Genomic DNA, 15,127 nt, shown 5'->3' on the forward strand with positions numbered 1-15,127 from the left:
CCGGCCCGGGACCGGCCTACGACACCACGTCCTTGCGGGCGAATCCCCTGAAGGCCAGGGCGAACAGGACCAGGGCGTAGGTCACGGAGACGGCGGTGCCCTGGATCATGCCGGACCACTCGGGGGTGGGCTGGACGGCGTCCGCCCAGGCGAACTGCCAGTGCGCGGGCAGGAAGTGGCGCCAGTCGCCGAGGGCCGTGACGGCGTCCAGGACGTTGCCGACGATGGTCAGGCCGACCGCGCCGCCGACCGCGCCGAGCGGGGCGTCGGTCTTCGTCGACAGCCAGAACGCCAGCCCGGCGGTGACCAGTTGGGAGACGAAGACGTACGCGACGACGATCACGAGCCGCTGGGCCGCCGTGCCCGAGTCGAGCGCGCCGCCCGTGGGGAGCTCCAGCGGTCCCCAGCCGTAGGCCGCCGTGCCGACGGCGAGGGCGACGACCGGCAGCAGGACCATCGCGGCCAGGCTGAGGCCGAGGCCGACGACGAGCTTGGACCACAGCAGGCGGGCCCGGGGCACGGGCGCGGCGAGCAGGTAGCGCAGGGAGGACCAGCCGGCCTCCGAGGCGACCGTGTCCCCGCAGAACAGGGCGACGGGGATGACGAGCAGGAAGCCCGCCGACACGAACAGGTTGACCGCGGCGAAATTGGCGCCGGACGCGGTCGCCGTGTCCATCAGGGTCACCTGGTTGTTGCGGCCGCCGGGCTCGCCGCCGATCGCGAAGGCGATGAGCAGGACGAACGGCAGAACGGCGAGGATGCCGCCCATGACCAGCGTGCGGCGGCGCTTGAGCTGGCGGACCAGTTCGACGCGCAGCGGCAGCGTGCGGCCTGCCTGGTAGCCGGAGGCGACCTCGGTGAGCGTGCTCATGCGGAACCTCCGATCAGGGTGAGGAAGGCGTCCTCCAGGCGGCGGTGCGGGCCGACCGAGGTCACGGGCACGTCGAGCCGGACGAGTTCGGCGACCAGGCGCTGGGCGGTGCCGTCATCGTCCAGGCGGACCAGCAGGCCCTCGTCGGCGGGGACCGCGGAGGCCACGCCCGGCAGGGCGGCGATCTTCTCCACGACCGGCTCCTCCACGGGGGTGGCGGTGCCGACGAGGAGGGTGTCGCCGGAGCCGACGATCTCGGCGACCGGGCCGGCCTGGACCAGCTTCCCGCGGTCCATGACCACGAGGTGCGTGCAGGTCTGCTCGACCTCGGACAGGAGATGGCTGGAGACGATCACCGTGCGGCCGGCGGCCGCGTAGCGGATCATCACCTCGCGCATCTCGCGGATCTGCGGCGGGTCGAGGCCGTTGGTCGGTTCGTCGAGGATGAGCAGGTCCGGGAGGCCGAGCATGGCCTGGGCGATGGCCAGGCGCTGGCGCATGCCCTGGGAGTAGGTGCGCACGGCGCGGGCGAGGGCGTCGCCGAGGCCGGCGATCTCCAGCGCCTCCGCCAGGTGGGCGTCCTCGGCCGGGCGGCCGGTGGCCTGCCAGTACAGCTCCAGGTTCTCCCGGCCGGTCAGGTGCGGGAGGAAGCCGGCGCCCTCGACGAAGGAGCCGACGCGGGAGAGGACGGGGGCGCCCGGGCGGATGGCGTGGCCGAAGACGCGGATCTCGCCGCCGTCGGGCTTGATCAGGCCCATCAGCATGCGCAGCGTCGTCGTCTTGCCCGCGCCGTTCGGGCCGAGGAGGCCGAGGACCTGACCCTTCTCGACGCGGAAGGAGAGGTCGCGGACGCTGTAGCGGTCGCCGCCCGCGTACTTCTTGCTCAGGTCGGTGATCTGGAGCGGGACCTCGGCGAGTGCCGGGTCGGGGGCGGGCGTGGCGGTGCGGCGGCGGGCCGTCAGCAGCAGGGCCAGCGCTACGCCCGCGCCCGTGAGGGGCAGCCACCAGACCCAGGACGGCAGCGGGGCCGCCGCTGTCGTCACGGCCGGGGCGGTGGGGACCGACAGGCCGCCCTTCAGGGAGACGGTGTACGTCGCCGGGGCCGCCGGGGAGGCGTAGCCGAGGTCGGTGGAGGCGAGGACCAGGCGCAGGCGGTGGCCGTCGTCGACCTTGTGGTCGATCGCCGGGAGGGTGATCGTGACGTCCTTGCCGGCCTTGGCGCCCTCGACGCGGACGGGGGTGACGAGCTGGGAGGGCAGCACCTGCTGGGTGCCGTCGGCGCCGACGTCGTAGACCTTGGCGAAGAGGACGGCGGCGTCGCTCGTGGACTTCACGTGGACGGTGACCGTCGGGGAGCCGGTGACGCGCAGGTCGCCGGTGACCGGCGCGGAGTCGAAGGCGGCGTACTGGCCGGGGAAGTCGAGGGAGACGCCGACTCCGAGGGAGGAGAGCTGGGCGAGGCCGCCATCGCCGAGGCCGGGCAGGGCGGAGACGGCGGGCGGGCTCGCGCCGGCCGGGTTGGCGAACGACTGCTCCTCGCGGCGGCCGGTCAGCGGGAACGAGCGCTCGCCGCTCTCCAGGCCGGGGTAGCTGTCCGCGCTCGCGCCCCTGAGCTGGGCGGCGCCGTCGGTGGAATCGACTCCTCCGGTGCGGGTGACACGGAAGGCGGGGCCGGTGTCGGCGGACTTGTCGTCCTTCAGGTACCGGTCGAACCAGGCCCGCACCCGGGTCTGGACGCGGTCGCCCTCCAGGTCGCCGCCGTCGTGGCCGCCCGCGATCCAGTCGACGTCGACGGGCGCGCCGTTCGCGCGGATCGCCTTCTCGGCGGCGTCGGCCTGGGCGAGGGTGAAGAGGGAGTCGGTCTGTCCCTGGATGAGGAGGGTGGGGACCTTGATGCGGTCGGCGACGGCGGACGGCGAGCGTTCTTCGAGGAGCTCGCGGGCGGCGGCGTCGGGGGTACCGGACTCGGCGACGCGCTCGTACATGGCGGCCAGGGCGGGCTCGAAGTGGGCGGCGCCGCCACCGGTGTTGAAGAAGATGCCGGCCCACAGCTTCTTGAAGACACCGTCGGGGAACAGGGCGTCCGCGAGGTTCCAGTAGGTGATGGCGGGGGCGATGGCGTCGACGCGGTCGTCGTATCCTGCGGCGAGCAGGGAGATCGCGCCGCCGTAGGAGGCGCCTGCCACGCCGACGCGCGGGTCGCCGGTCTTGTCGAGCTGGACCTGGGGCTGCTTCGCCAGCCAGTCGATCAGCTTCGAGACGTCGGCGACCTCGCCCTTCGGGTCGTTCAGCCCGATCTTGCCGGTGGACTCGCCGAAGCCGCGCGCGGACCACGTCAGCACCGCGTATCCGTCGCGGGCGAGCTTCTCGGCCTGCTGCCGGACGTCGTCCTTGCTGCCGCCGAAGCCGTGTCCGAGGAGGACGGCGGGGCGGCGGCCGGTTCCGGCGGTGAAGTAGGAGGTGTCCAGCTTCACCCCGTCCACCGCCATGACCCGGTCGGTGTGGTGCACCGCGGGCGTGTCGTCGTCGGAGGCGACGGCCGTCCAGGTACCGGCACCGGCGAGTACGGCCACGGCGGCCGCGGCGGCGAGGAGCCGTCGCGGCCGCCGTGGTCCTCGCAGACCGGGCAGTCGAAGATCCATGCTTCAACGGTACGGGGTGAAACTGTCGGGGAGTTGTCGACCGGAGGCCGAACTCGCCGCCATCCCGGCGGCGTACGGGAGGGTGGCCGCGTACACCAGACGCGGTATGCCCGGGATGGCTCAGACCCGCGCGTCCTCCGGGAGGGACACCAGCCAGCGGGTGTCGGGGCGGGGGCGGAGGTACACGACCCAGTAGAGGGTGGCGGCGGCGGTGATGCCGCCGGTCCAGAGCAGGTAGCGCGTCTCCTGCCGGGTCAGGACGTAGCCGAGGACGGCGATCAGCACCACCGGCAGCACCGGCCAGAGCGGCATGCGCCAGGCGGGGGTGTGCCGGTGGTGGGCGCGACGGGAGAGCAGGGCGGCGACGGCGACGAGCAGGTACATGCCGGTCACGGAGACGCCGGTGACGCCGTACAGGGTGTCCAGGTTCACGAAGCAGAGCAGCGCGCCGGGGACGCCGACGGCGAGCGTGGCGACCCAGGGGGAGCCGAAGCGGCCGAGCTGGGAGAAGACCTGGTTGACCGGCGCGGGCCAGGCCTTGTCGCGGGCGGAGGCGAAGAGCACCCGCGAGTTCTGGATGACCATCACGATGCCGGCGTTGATGATCGCGAGCGCCACGCAGAGGCTGACGAAGGTGCCGACGGCCGAGTTGGACCAGGCGGTGACCATGGAGCCGATGTCGCCGCCGGTGAGCTGGGTGAGGTCGGAGGCGCCGAAGGTGATGGCGACGACCGGGACCAGGATGATCACCGAGGAGATGGCAAGCGTGGCGAGGACCGTGCGGGCGACGTTGCGGCGCGGGTTCTCCAGCTCCTCGGAGAGGTAGACGGCGGTCGAGAAGCCCTGGGTGACGAAGAGGGCGATGGCGAGGCCGGAGACGACCAGCATGGCGGTGACGGTGTCGGCGTGCCCGTCGGCCCCGGCGACCTGCATCGAGACGAGGCTGCCCGCGCCGCGGTGGCCGTGGGCGAAGCCCAGCACCGCGACGACGGCCGCCGCGATGACCTCCAGGACCAGGAAGACGCCGGTGATCCAGGCGTTGGCGCGCAGGTCGAGCAGGCCGGCGAGGGTGGCCAGCAGCATGACTCCGGCGCCCGCGAGGGAGGGGTCGAGGTGGACGACCGGGGCGAGGTAGTCGGCCGTGCCCATCGCGATGACCGGCGGGACGATCATGACGACGAGCAGGGAGAGGACGAAGACCAGCCAGCCCGCGAGGCGTCCGGCCAGCGTCGACACCATGGCGTACTCGCCGCCCGCGCTGGGGATGAGGGTGCCCAGCTCGGAGTAGCAGAACGCCACGGCGATGCAGAGGAGCGAGCCGATCGCGATCGTGAGTGCGGTCGCGGTGCCGAGCGTGCCGAACAGGTCCGGGACGACGACGAAGAGGGTGGAGGCGGGGGTCACGCAGGAGAGGGTGAGGAGGGTGCCGCCGACGACTCCGATGGAGCGCTTGAGCTTCTGGGGGCTGCCGGGCGCCTGAGGGAGGGCGGTCTCGACAGGGCGGAGCGTGTCGGTCATGCGGCGATTCCGATCGACTCGTGCGGCGAGGTGAGGGGCGGGAGCGCCATCGCCTCCGGCGGCTTTGGTCGTACGTCGTTCGTCCGCTCCCGGCGGCTGCATGGAATCCCGACGGAAACCGGTGCGTCAATAGGGGTTCACCTACGGAATTCGTTGAATAAAGCCGCTCCAGATCACGGATACGGCGCTTCCGGTCCGACTGCTCCGCTCCCTCGGGGCGTGCGGGAACCGCAGGGCGGGCGTCGAAAAAACATGGGGACGTTCGACATGCGGACATGTCAGTGTGTCTCGTTACAGTGCGGGGATCACAGACGATTCACAGGGTGGGGACGAATGAAGCCGGGACACAACGCTGCCTGGGCAGGGGCCGCGGTGGTGGCGCTCGTGGCGACCGCGGGGTGCGGTACGAAGGCGGCCGAGGGGGCGGCCAAGGCCGTGGACCGGAGCGAGGCGATCATGGCGGCGCTGACGCGGGCGACCGACCGGACCGACCGGGTCGGCTCGGCCCGGGTCAAGATGACCACCGATCTGGGCACCGGCACCCCGATCGCGATGGACGGCACGTACTCCTGGGGCGACGGGTACGCCTACGACGTCCAGATGGACACCAAGGCATCGCAGATGCAGACGTTGCAGGACGCCCCGACGATCCGCACGCTGCTCGTGGACGGCGCCTACTACTACGACGTCGACCCGCAGCCCTCCGGCCCGCTCGCGGGCAAGGAGTGGATGAAGATCGACGCCTCGGCCGTGCTCGGCGACAAGGGCGCCCAGGCCCTCAGCGGCAGCAGCGGCAGCCCGACGGCGTCCCTGAAGGGCCTCAAATACGCCAACGACGTCGACGACCTGGGCACGGAGACCGTCAACGGGAAGCACGCGACCCATTACCGAGCGACGATCGACCAGTCCCGCATGGGGAAGTTCAAGGACGCCCTCGGCGACAAGGGCGGCCTCCTCGGCTCGACGACCGGCGGCGTGGACTCGATCACCGTCGACGTCTGGGTCGGCGACGACGACCTGCCGGTGCGCATCCTGCAGGTGATGGGGGCCATGAAGGTCACCGTCGACTTCGAGAAGTTCGGCGCCACGGCCGAGGTGAAGGCCCCGCCGGCCGCGCAGACCGGCGACCTGACCGAGGCGATCAAGGAAGCCAACGGCCAGTAGACCCGCACGCGACGACGCCCCGCCCTCCCCTCACCGGGGACGACGGGGCGTCGTGCGAGCGCCGCCTCAGTGGTTGCGCGGGAAGCCCAGGTCGACGCCCGCCGGGGCGTCGGCCGGGTCGGGCCAGCGGGTGGTGACGACCTTGCCGCGGGTGTAGAAGTGGGTGCCGTCGTTGCCGTAGATGTGGTGGTCGCCGAAGAGCGAGTCCTTCCAGCCACCGAAGCTGTGGTAGCCGACGGGGACCGGGATCGGGACGTTCACGCCGACCATGCCGGCCTCGATCTCCAGCTGGAAGCGGCGGGCCGCGCCGCCGTCCCGGGTGAAGATCGCGGTGCCGTTGCCGAAGGGCGAGGCGTTGATGAGGGCGACGCCCTCGTCGTAGGTGTCCACGCGGAGCACGCACAGCACCGGGCCGAAGATCTCGTCCTGGTAGGCCTTCGCGCTGGTCGGCACCTTGTCGAGGAGCGAGATGCCGATCCAGTGACCGTCCTCGAAGCCCTCGACCGTGTAGCCCGTGCCGTCCAGGACGACCTCGGCGCCCTCGGCCGCCGCGCCCGTGACGTAGGACGCCACCTTGTCGCGGTGGACGGCGGTGATCAGCGGGCCCATCTCGGAGGTGGGGTCGTTGCCGGGGCCGATCTTGATCTTCTCGGCGCGCTCGCGGATCTTCTCCACCAGCTCGTCGCCGATCGCGCCGACCGCCACGACCGCGGAGATCGCCATGCAGCGCTCGCCCGCCGAGCCGTAGGCGGCGGACACGGCGGCGTCGGCGGCCGCGTCCAGGTCCGCGTCCGGCAGGACCAGCATGTGGTTCTTGGCGCCGCCCAGGGCCTGGACGCGCTTGTGGTTCGCCGAGGCGGTGGTGTGGATGTAGCGGGCGATCGGCGTCGAGCCGACGAAGGACACCGCCTTGACGTCCGGGTGCTCCAGGAGGCGGTCGACGGCCACCTTGTCGCCGTGGACGACGTTGAAGACGCCGTCGGGCAGGCCCGCCTCGGCCAGCAGCTCGGCGATCTTCAGCGACGCCGACGGGTCCTTCTCCGACGGCTTCAGCACGAACGTGTTGCCGCACGCGATGGCGATCGGGAACATCCACATCGGGACCATCGCCGGGAAGTTGAACGGCGTGATGCCCGCGACGACACCCAGCGGCTGGCGGATGGACGACACGTCCACGCGGCTGGCCACCTCGGTCGACAGCTCACCCTTCAGCTGCACGGTGATCCCGCACGCCAGGTCCACGATCTCCAGGCCGCGAGCGACCTCGCCCAGCGCGTCGCTGTGCACCTTGCCGTGCTCGGCGGTGATCAGCTCGGCGATCGCGTCCCGGTTCGCGTCGAGCAGCGCCCGGAACTTGAACAGGATCGTGCTCCGCCTGGCGAGCGAGGAGGTGCCCCAGGTGGCGTAGGCGTCCTTGGCGGCGGCCACGGCCGCGTCGACCTCGTCGACGGTCGCGAACGCGACCTTCGTGGTGACCGCGCCGGTCGCCGGGTCGGTGACGGGTCCGTACGTACCCGACGCGCCTTCGACGGTCTTGCCGCCGATCCAGTGGTTGACGATCTTCGTCATGACCGAGTACTCCTTCACAGATGGTGGCGTCGGGTAGAGACGTGCCGTTCGTACAGCTCGCGTGCCTTCACCGCGGACGCTCGGGTCGCGGTCTCGGCGACAGGTACATCCCACCAGGCCTGCGCGGGCGGTGGGCCCGACACAGTGTCGGCCGTTTCCGTCTCGACGTAGACACATGTGGGAGTGTCGGCGCGGCGCGCCTCGGCGAGGGCCTCGCGCAGTTCGCGGACGGTCTTCGCGCGCAGCACGCGCATGCCCAGGCTGGCCACGTTGGCGGCCAGGTCGACGGGGAGCGGCGCGCCCGTGAAGGTGCCGTCCGACGAGGTGAAGCGGTACGCGGTGCCGAACCGCTCGCCGCCCACCGACTCCGACAGACCGCCGATCGAGGCGTAGCCGTGGTTCTGCACGAGCAGGATCTTGATCGCGATCCCCTCCTGCACGGCCGTCACGATCTCCGTCGGCATCATCAGGTACGTGCCGTCGCCGACCAGGGCCCAGACGTTGCGTTCGGGAGCGGCCAGCTTCACGCCGATGGCGGCCGGGATCTCGTACCCCATGCAGGAGTAGCCGTACTCCAGGTGGTACTGGTCCCGGGAGCGCGCCCGCCAGAGTTTGTGCAGGTCGCCGGGGAGCGAACCGGCCGCGTTGATGATCACGTCCGACTCGTCGGCGAGGGCGTCGAGGGCGCCGAGCACCTGCGGCTGCGTCGGGCGTACGTCGGGCTCGTCGGCCTCGTAGCAGGCGTCGACGCGCTGTTCCCAGCGCTCCTTGTCCTCGGAGTACTCGGTGACGTACGCGTCCGCGACCCGGTGGCCGTGCATCTGGAGGGCCTCGGTCAGCTCGCCCAGGCCGCTGCGGGCGTCCGCGACAAGCGGGCGGCCGGCGAGCTTGTGGCCGTCGTAGGACGCGATGTTGAGGTTGAGGAAGCGGACGCCCTCGCCGGTGAAGAGGGTGTTGGAGGCGGTGGTGAAGTCGGTGTAGCGGGTGCCGACGCCGATGATCAGGTCCGCCGTGCGGGCGAGTTCGTCCGCGGTGGCGGTGCCCGTGTGGCCGACGCCGCCCACGTCCTGCGGGTGGTCGTAGCGCAGGGAGCCCTTGCCGGCCTGGGTGGAGGCGACCGGGATGCCGGTGGCCTCGGCGAACTCGGCGAGAGCCGCCTCGGCGCGGCTGTGGTGGACTCCGCCGCCGGCGATGAGGAGGGGGCGCTTGGCGGCGCGGATGGCCGTGACCGCCTCGGCGAGTTCGGTGGGGTCGGCTCCGGGACGTCGTACGACCCAGGTGCGCTCGGCGAAGAACTCGTCGGGCCAGTCGTAGGCCTCGGCCTGGACGTCCTGGGGCATCGCGAGGGTGACCGCGCCCGTCTCCACCGGGTCGGTGAGGACGCGCATGGCCTGGAGGGCTGCCGGAATCAGGGCTTCCGGACGGGTGATCCGGTCGAAGTACCTCGACACCGGGCGCAGGGTGTCGTTGACCGACACATCGCCCGCGTAGGGGACCTCGAGCTGCTGGAGGACCGGGTCGGCGACGCGGGTCGCGAAGATGTCACCCGGGAGGAGGAGCACCGGGAGGTGGTTGACGGTCGCCAGGGCGGCACCCGTCACCAGGTTGGTCGCGCCGGGGCCGATGGAGGTCGTCACCGCATGGGTGGAGAGGCGGCCCGACTGGCGGGCGTAACCGACGGCCGCGTGGACCATCGACTGCTCATTGCGACCCTGGTGGAACGGCATCTCGTCGCCGTACTCGATCAGCGCCTGGCCGAGGCCCGCGACGTTGCCGTGGCCGAAGATGCCCCAGGTCGCGCCGATCAGCCGCTGCCGTACGCCGTCGCGCTCCGTGTACTGGGCGGCGAGGAAGCGGACGAGTGCCTGGGCGACCGTCAGCCTCGTCGTCGAGGTCGTCGAGGTCGTCGAGGTCATCGGTAACCCCCTGTGCTTTCTACGTGGTCCGGGTGGAAGCAGATCCGCCACTCCCGTGTCTCGCCGGGTCCGGCCATGACGTTCAGGTAGTACATGGCGTGCCCGGGCTGGGCGATGGCCGGGCCGTGCCAGCCGTCGGGGACGAGGACGGCGTCACCGGAGCGGACCTCGGCGAGGACGTCGGATCCGCCCTCGCGCGAAGGGGACACGCGCTGGTAGCCGAAGCCGTGCGGGCCGTCGATCTCGAAGTAGTAGATCTCCTCGAGCTCGGCCTCCTCGCCCGGCCGGTACTCGTCGTGCTTGTGCGGCGGGTACGAGGACCAGTTGCCGCCGGGGGTGATCACCTCGACGGCGATCAGCCTGTCGCAGTCGAAGGCGTCGGCGGAGGCGAAGTTGCGCACCAGACGGGCGCAGTTGCCGCTGCCGCGCTCTTCGACGGGGACCTCCGGCGCGGGGCCGTAGCGGGCGGGGAGTTGTCGCTCGCACTTCGCTCCTGCCAGGGCGAAGCGGCCTCCCGCGCCGGAGGCGATCATGGCCTGGGAGTCGCGGGGAACGTACGCGAAGTCGGAGACCGACGCGAACACCGTTTCCCTGCCCAGGAGTTGGAACTCTTTTCCGTCTGTTTGTACGGCACATCCGCCTTCGAGGGGAAGCACGATCCACTCACTGTCGCCCGTGGTGAAGGTGTGCGTGCCACCCGGCGCCAGCTCGACGATCCGCAGGCTGCTGTAGCCCCAGCCGGCCCGCTTGGGGTCGATGTCGAGCGCGTAGTGGGCGTCGGCAGTGGCGCCGCGCGGGATGTACAGGTCCTTCTTCGTGGTGTGCGGCTCTGTGTTCGTCATGTGGCCCTCACAGCAGTCCTACGGCGGTGTCCACGGCGGCGGCGACGTCCCCGTCGGCCGGGTACAGCAGCGAGCGGCCGACCACCAGGCCCCGGACGGTGGGGAGTTGCAGCGCCCCGCGCCACTTCTCGTACGCCCTGGCCTGTTCCTCGACGGTGCCACCGACCTCGCCGCCCAGCAGGACGGCGGGCAGCGTGGAGGTCTCCATGACCTCGGCCATGTCGTCGGGGTTGTCGGTGACGGGGACCTTCAGCCAGGTGTAGGCCGAGGTGCCGCCCAGGCCCGAGGCGATGGCGATCGACTTGGTGACGGCCTCGGCACTGAGGTCGTTGCTCACCTTGCCCTCGGGGGTGCGCCGGCTGATGAAGGGCTCGACGAAGAGGGGGAGTTTACGGGCGGCCATGTCGTCGATGGCGCGGGCCGTGGACTCCAGGGTGGTGAGGGAGCCCGGGTCGTCGTAGTCGATGCGCAGGAGCAGCTTGCCCGCGTCGAAGTTCAGGCGCTCGATGTCCTCGGGGCGGTGACCGGTGAACCGGTCGTCCAGCTCGAAGACGGAGCCCTGCAGGCCGCCCCGGTTCAGCGAGCCCATGACGACCTTGCCGTCGAGGGCGCCGAGGAGCAGCAGGTCGTCCAGGATGTCGGCGGTCGCGAGGACGCCGTCCACACCGGGGCGGGACAGCGCCAGCACCAGACGTTCGAGCAGGTCGGCGCGGTTGGCCATGGCCAGCTTGTTCTCGCCGACGCCGAGCGCGCCACGGGCCGGGTGGTCGGCGGCGACGATCATCAGGCGCCCGGAGTCGCCCAGCAGCGGCCTGCGCGGGCGGCGGGCGGCCGCCTCGGCGATCGCCTCGGGGTACTGCGTGCGCAGCCGGACGAGTTCGGAGACGTCGACGGTCGTCACAGAACGGCTCCTGCCTCGATCGCCGCTTCCACTTCGTCCGGCGTCGGCATCGCGGAGGAGCACTCCAGGCGGGAGGCGACGATGGCGCCGGCGGCGTTGGCGTGGCGCATGATCTTCTCCAGGTCCCAGCCCGCGAGCAGACCGTGGCAGAGGGAGCCGCCGAAGGCGTCACCGGCGCCGAGGCCGTTGAGGACGTTCACCGGCAGCGGCGGGACCTCGGCGGACTCGCCCTTGCTGTTGACGGCCAGGACGCCCTTGGGACCCTGCTTGACGACGGCGAGCTCGACGCCGGCGTCCAGCAGCGCCTGCGCCGCGGCCCGCGGTTCGCGCACGCCGGTGGCGACCTCCACCTCGTCGAGGTTGCCCACGGCGACGGTGGTGTGCTTCAGGGCCTCGACGTAGAACGGGCGGGCCGAATCCGGGTCGGACCAGAACATCGGCCGCCAGTCGAGGTCGAAGACCGTGGCGTTGGCCTTGGCCCGGTGGGCGAGGGCGGCCAGGGTCGCCGTACGGCTCGGCTCCTCGCTCAGACCGGTGCCGGTGACCCAGAAGATGCGGGTCTCACGGACGGCGTCGAGGTCGAGCTCATGGGCGTCGATCTCCAGGTCCGGCGCCTTGGGCTGCCGGTAGAAGTACAGCGGGAAGTCGTCCGGCGGGAAGACCTCGCAGAAGGTGACGGGCGTCGGCAGGCCGGGAACGGACGTGACCCAGCGGTCGTCCACGCCGAAGCCGCGCAGGGCCTCGTGCAGGTAGGCGCCGAAGGGGTCGTCGCCGGTGCGGGAGATCACCGCCGTCTCCCGGCCGAGCCGGGCGGCTGCGACGGCGACGTTGGTCGCCGATCCCCCCAGGAACTTCCCGAAGGACGTGACCTGCGGGAGTGGGACACCCGTCTGCAACGGATAGAGGTCCACTCCTATCCGCCCCATGGTGATCAGGTCGTACGCCATCGAGTTCCCTTCGTATCGGCTCGTCCCCGCGACGCCGCTCGTGACGCGTCCCGGCACACGTCCCCGTATCGGCTCTCACGGCTTTGTAGCCCCGCTCGACGGGCCCTGTCAATGTTTTGTCCAGACATTCGGACCAGCCCTTGACACCCCCTTCGGGGAGACCGCACTCTGGCGCCCATGACGTCGTTGTCACCTCAGTCCTCACTTTCCCGCATCCGGGTCGGTTCGGCCCCCGACAGCTGGGGCGTCTGGTTCCCGGACGACCCCGCCCAGGTCCCCTGGCAGCGCTTCCTCGACGAGGTCGCGCAGTCCGGCTACGAGTGGATCGAGCTCGGCCCCTACGGGTACCTGCCGACCGATCCCGCAGTCCTCACCGAGGAGACGTCGAGGCGTGGCCTGAAGGTGTCGGCGGGCACGGTCTTCACCGGCCTGCACCACGGCGAGTCGGTGTGGGAGAAGACCTGGGCGCACGTCGCGGACAACGCGGTGCTCGCCCAGGCGATGGGCGCGAAGCACCTGGTCGTCATCCCGTCCTTCTGGCGGGACGACAAGACCGGTGAGGTGCTGGAGCCGGACACGCTGACGCCCGAGCAGTGGCGCAACCTCACCTCGCTGACCGAGCGGCTGGGCAAGGAGGTGCGGGAGCGGTACGGGCTGCGGATCGTCGTCCACCCGCACGCCGACACCCACATCGACAGCGAGGAGAACGTCGTCCGGTTCCTGGACGGCACGGACTCCGACCTGGTGTCGCTGTGCCTGGACACCGGGCACTACGCGTACTGCGGCGGCGACAGCGTCAAGCTGATCGAGACGTACGGGGAGCGGATCGGGTACCTGCACCTCAAGCAGGTCGACCCGGAGATCCTGGCGGACGTGCGGGCGAATCAGGTGCCGTTCGGGCCGGCGGTCGCACGCGGCGTGATGTGTGAGCCGCCGGCGGGCGTGCCGGCTCTTGGACCCGTCCTGGAGGCGGCTCAGAAGCTGGACGTGGATCTGTTCGCGATCGTCGAGCAGGACATGTACCCCTGTGAGCCGGACAAGCCGTTGCCCATTGCTCAGCGGACTCGGGCGTTTCTTCGGTCCTGCGGGGCGTAGGCGCGCCTCATGGGGTACCGGGTTCGGTGAGTGTGCGCGTGCGGGCCGTGTGCGGCTTGTCGCGCCCACGCGGCGGAGCCGCACAGCGACACAGCCCCGCGCCCCTGGGGAACCGCGCTCACCACTCCTAGCATGAGTGCCCATGGCGGTGGGCGCGGTACAGATCCGGTCGGGGCAAGGGGCAGGCGGGTCCTGGGAGTTCGCCCTCGGCTCGCCCCATCCACGGCTGCGGCCGGGCGTGATGAGCTATCGCGGGGTTCGGCTTGCCATGAATCGGCCCCGGCGGCGGTTGGAGACGCCGATCGGGGCCTCGACCTTGCTCTTGGGGTTCGGGGAGCCCGTTCGTATCACTCGTGCCGGGCGGCCTGCGGACACGCTCGTGTCGGTGTACTGCGGGCCCACGACCACGCCCGCCGTCGGCGAACACAGCGGGCGGATGTCGGGCATCGAGGTGCTGCTCGCGCCCTGGGCCGCGTTCACGCTCTTCGGCACTCCGCAGCACGAGCTCGTCAACCGCACCGTGGATCCCGACGAGTTGCCGCACGCCCTGGGCTCACCCCTCGGTGAACTCGCCGCCGCACTGGCCGCGTTGCCGAGTTGGGAGCGGCGGTTCGCGTTGCTCGACGATGTGTTCGGCCGCTGGCAGCAGGCCGGCACGCCGAGTTCGGAGCGGGTGGCGCGGGCCTGGTCGCTGCTGGTGCGGACGTGCGGCGCGATGCCGGTTCCCCGGCTGGCCGAGGAGGTCGGCTGGAGCGTACGGCACCTGGAGAACCGTTTCCGTGAGCAGATCGGGCTCGGCCCCAAGGCGGCGGCCCGTGTGCTGCGGCTGCAACGGGCCCGTCGCCTCCTGGCGCAGGGGAAGAGCGCGGCGGAGACCGCGGCGCTCTGCGGCTTCTACGACCAGGCCCATCTCAGCGGGGAGTTCAAGGCGATGACGGGGTGCACGCCGAGGGAGTTCACGCAGGCCCGGCGGTCGCCCGCGCCGGTGTCCCCGGCGATGGACCGACTGAGCGGGGAGGCGACCAGTCTGGCCCTGCCGGCCCGGCAAATCGATTGGTCCGGACCGGGTGCGCATTTTTCCAAGACCGGGCGGGTTGGCTGAATACACGCTGGGGTCCTGCCAGTTGATCCGGTTGCTCCGGGGGGATGGCGGGAAACGGGGTCGGGCCGGGCCTGTCGCAGCGGGCCCGGCCCGCCTCCTGTCGGCAGACCTCGGCGCGTTTGTCAACGCGCCCCACCCACAGCCCGCGCACACATTTGCGTCACTCGTGTCACAAAATCCCCCTTCCTGTCACACATGTCGCGCGTACGCGGGTCTTTCGTCACAGGTGGTCAACAGCCGATTTCCCACAGTCACCGAGCGTCGTTCACGGGGCACAGGCTTGGTGATCGCCAGCGTGCGCCGGGCTCCCCCGGGCGGCCTCCCGGCCGCCGCCCCGCGTGCGCAGGGAGGTGCAGCTCATGACCGACCGAAGGCTCTGGTCCTACAAGGAGATCGCGGCTCACATCAAGGTGCAGCCGGACACCGTACGGTCGTACCGCAAACACGGACTGCTGCCCCCGCCCGACCACGTCGAGGGCGGCAAGCCCTTCTGGTACGCCGACACCGTCCGCGCCTGGGTCGCCTCCCGGCCGGGCAACCGGGGCCGCAGGTTCGACTGA

Annotated in this window: 12 protein-coding genes; 4 read left to right on the forward strand and 8 right to left on the reverse strand. The window is 71.3% G+C overall.

Annotation, left to right across the window (positions count from 1 at the left end):
• Nucleotides 1-16: 16 nt before the first annotated feature.
• The 3 genes from OG289_RS18715 to OG289_RS18725 all read right to left on the reverse strand — a co-directional run bounded on the left by OG289_RS18715 (nucleotide 17) and on the right by OG289_RS18725 (nucleotide 5,031).
• A complete protein-coding gene (locus OG289_RS18715) occupies nucleotides 17-871 on the reverse strand; it encodes an ABC transporter permease (protein WP_327315167.1) in 855 nt (284 codons plus the stop codon).
• The gene (locus OG289_RS18720; protein WP_327315168.1) at nucleotides 868-3,513 is read right to left on the reverse strand and encodes an alpha/beta fold hydrolase; all 2,646 of its coding nucleotides are present in this window, start codon (nucleotides 3,511-3,513) and stop codon (nucleotides 868-870) included. The genes OG289_RS18715 and OG289_RS18720 overlap by 4 nt, the downstream gene beginning before the upstream one ends.
• 120 nt (nucleotides 3,514-3,633) lie before the next feature.
• Nucleotides 3,634-5,031 carry an APC family permease gene (locus OG289_RS18725; RefSeq protein ID WP_327315169.1) on the reverse strand — a complete coding sequence of 466 codons (1,398 nt, stop codon included), beginning with the start codon at nucleotides 5,029-5,031 and terminating at the stop codon, nucleotides 3,634-3,636.
• 333 nt (nucleotides 5,032-5,364) lie between these two features.
• Between OG289_RS18725 and OG289_RS18730 the strand changes: the two genes are divergently transcribed.
• Nucleotides 5,365-6,195 (forward strand): hypothetical protein, encoded by an 831-nt coding sequence (locus OG289_RS18730; RefSeq protein ID WP_327315170.1) that lies wholly within the window; start codon nucleotides 5,365-5,367, stop codon nucleotides 6,193-6,195.
• 66 nt (nucleotides 6,196-6,261) lie between these two features.
• Here OG289_RS18730 and mmsA read toward each other — a convergent pair whose 3' ends face one another.
• From mmsA to iolC, 5 genes are read right to left on the reverse strand one after another with little or no spacing between them, the layout of a single operon-like run.
• Complete coding sequence (gene mmsA / locus OG289_RS18735; protein WP_327315171.1) at nucleotides 6,262-7,764, reverse strand: CoA-acylating methylmalonate-semialdehyde dehydrogenase; 1,503 nt, start codon at nucleotides 7,762-7,764, stop codon at nucleotides 6,262-6,264.
• A 14-nt stretch (nucleotides 7,765-7,778) separates the two neighbouring features.
• Nucleotides 7,779-9,680 (reverse strand): 3D-(3,5/4)-trihydroxycyclohexane-1,2-dione acylhydrolase (decyclizing), encoded by a 1,902-nt coding sequence (iolD, locus tag OG289_RS18740; protein WP_327315172.1) that lies wholly within the window; start codon nucleotides 9,678-9,680, stop codon nucleotides 7,779-7,781.
• A complete protein-coding gene (gene iolB, locus OG289_RS18745; RefSeq protein ID WP_327315173.1) occupies nucleotides 9,677-10,522 on the reverse strand; it encodes a 5-deoxy-glucuronate isomerase in 846 nt (281 codons plus the stop codon). Before iolB ends, iolD begins: the two co-directional genes overlap by 4 nt.
• Nucleotides 10,523-10,529: 7 nt before the next feature.
• Nucleotides 10,530-11,423 (reverse strand): Cgl0159 family (beta/alpha)8-fold protein, encoded by an 894-nt coding sequence (locus tag OG289_RS18750; RefSeq protein WP_327315174.1) that lies wholly within the window; start codon nucleotides 11,421-11,423, stop codon nucleotides 10,530-10,532.
• Nucleotides 11,420-12,370 carry a 5-dehydro-2-deoxygluconokinase gene (gene iolC, locus OG289_RS18755; RefSeq protein ID WP_327315175.1) on the reverse strand — a complete coding sequence of 317 codons (951 nt, stop codon included), beginning with the start codon at nucleotides 12,368-12,370 and terminating at the stop codon, nucleotides 11,420-11,422. The genes OG289_RS18750 and iolC overlap by 4 nt, the downstream gene beginning before the upstream one ends.
• Before the next feature lie 177 nt (nucleotides 12,371-12,547).
• On the opposite strand from iolC, the gene OG289_RS18760 reads away from it, so the two are divergent.
• The 3 genes from OG289_RS18760 (at nucleotide 12,548) to OG289_RS18770 (ending at nucleotide 15,127) form a co-directional block, all read left to right on the forward strand.
• Nucleotides 12,548-13,465 carry a sugar phosphate isomerase/epimerase family protein gene (locus OG289_RS18760; protein ID WP_327315177.1) on the forward strand — a complete coding sequence of 306 codons (918 nt, stop codon included), beginning with the start codon at nucleotides 12,548-12,550 and terminating at the stop codon, nucleotides 13,463-13,465.
• 268 nt (nucleotides 13,466-13,733) lie between these two features.
• Entirely contained in the window at nucleotides 13,734-14,567 is an 834-nt protein-coding gene (locus OG289_RS18765) for a helix-turn-helix domain-containing protein (protein WP_327315178.1), read from the forward strand.
• Nucleotides 14,568-14,926: 359 nt separating this feature from the next.
• Nucleotides 14,927-15,127 (forward strand): helix-turn-helix transcriptional regulator, encoded by a 201-nt coding sequence (locus OG289_RS18770; RefSeq protein WP_327315179.1) that lies wholly within the window; start codon nucleotides 14,927-14,929, stop codon nucleotides 15,125-15,127.

This window comes from Streptomyces sp. NBC_01235, assembly GCF_035989285.1.
Taxonomy (GTDB): domain Bacteria; phylum Actinomycetota; class Actinomycetes; order Streptomycetales; family Streptomycetaceae; genus Streptomyces.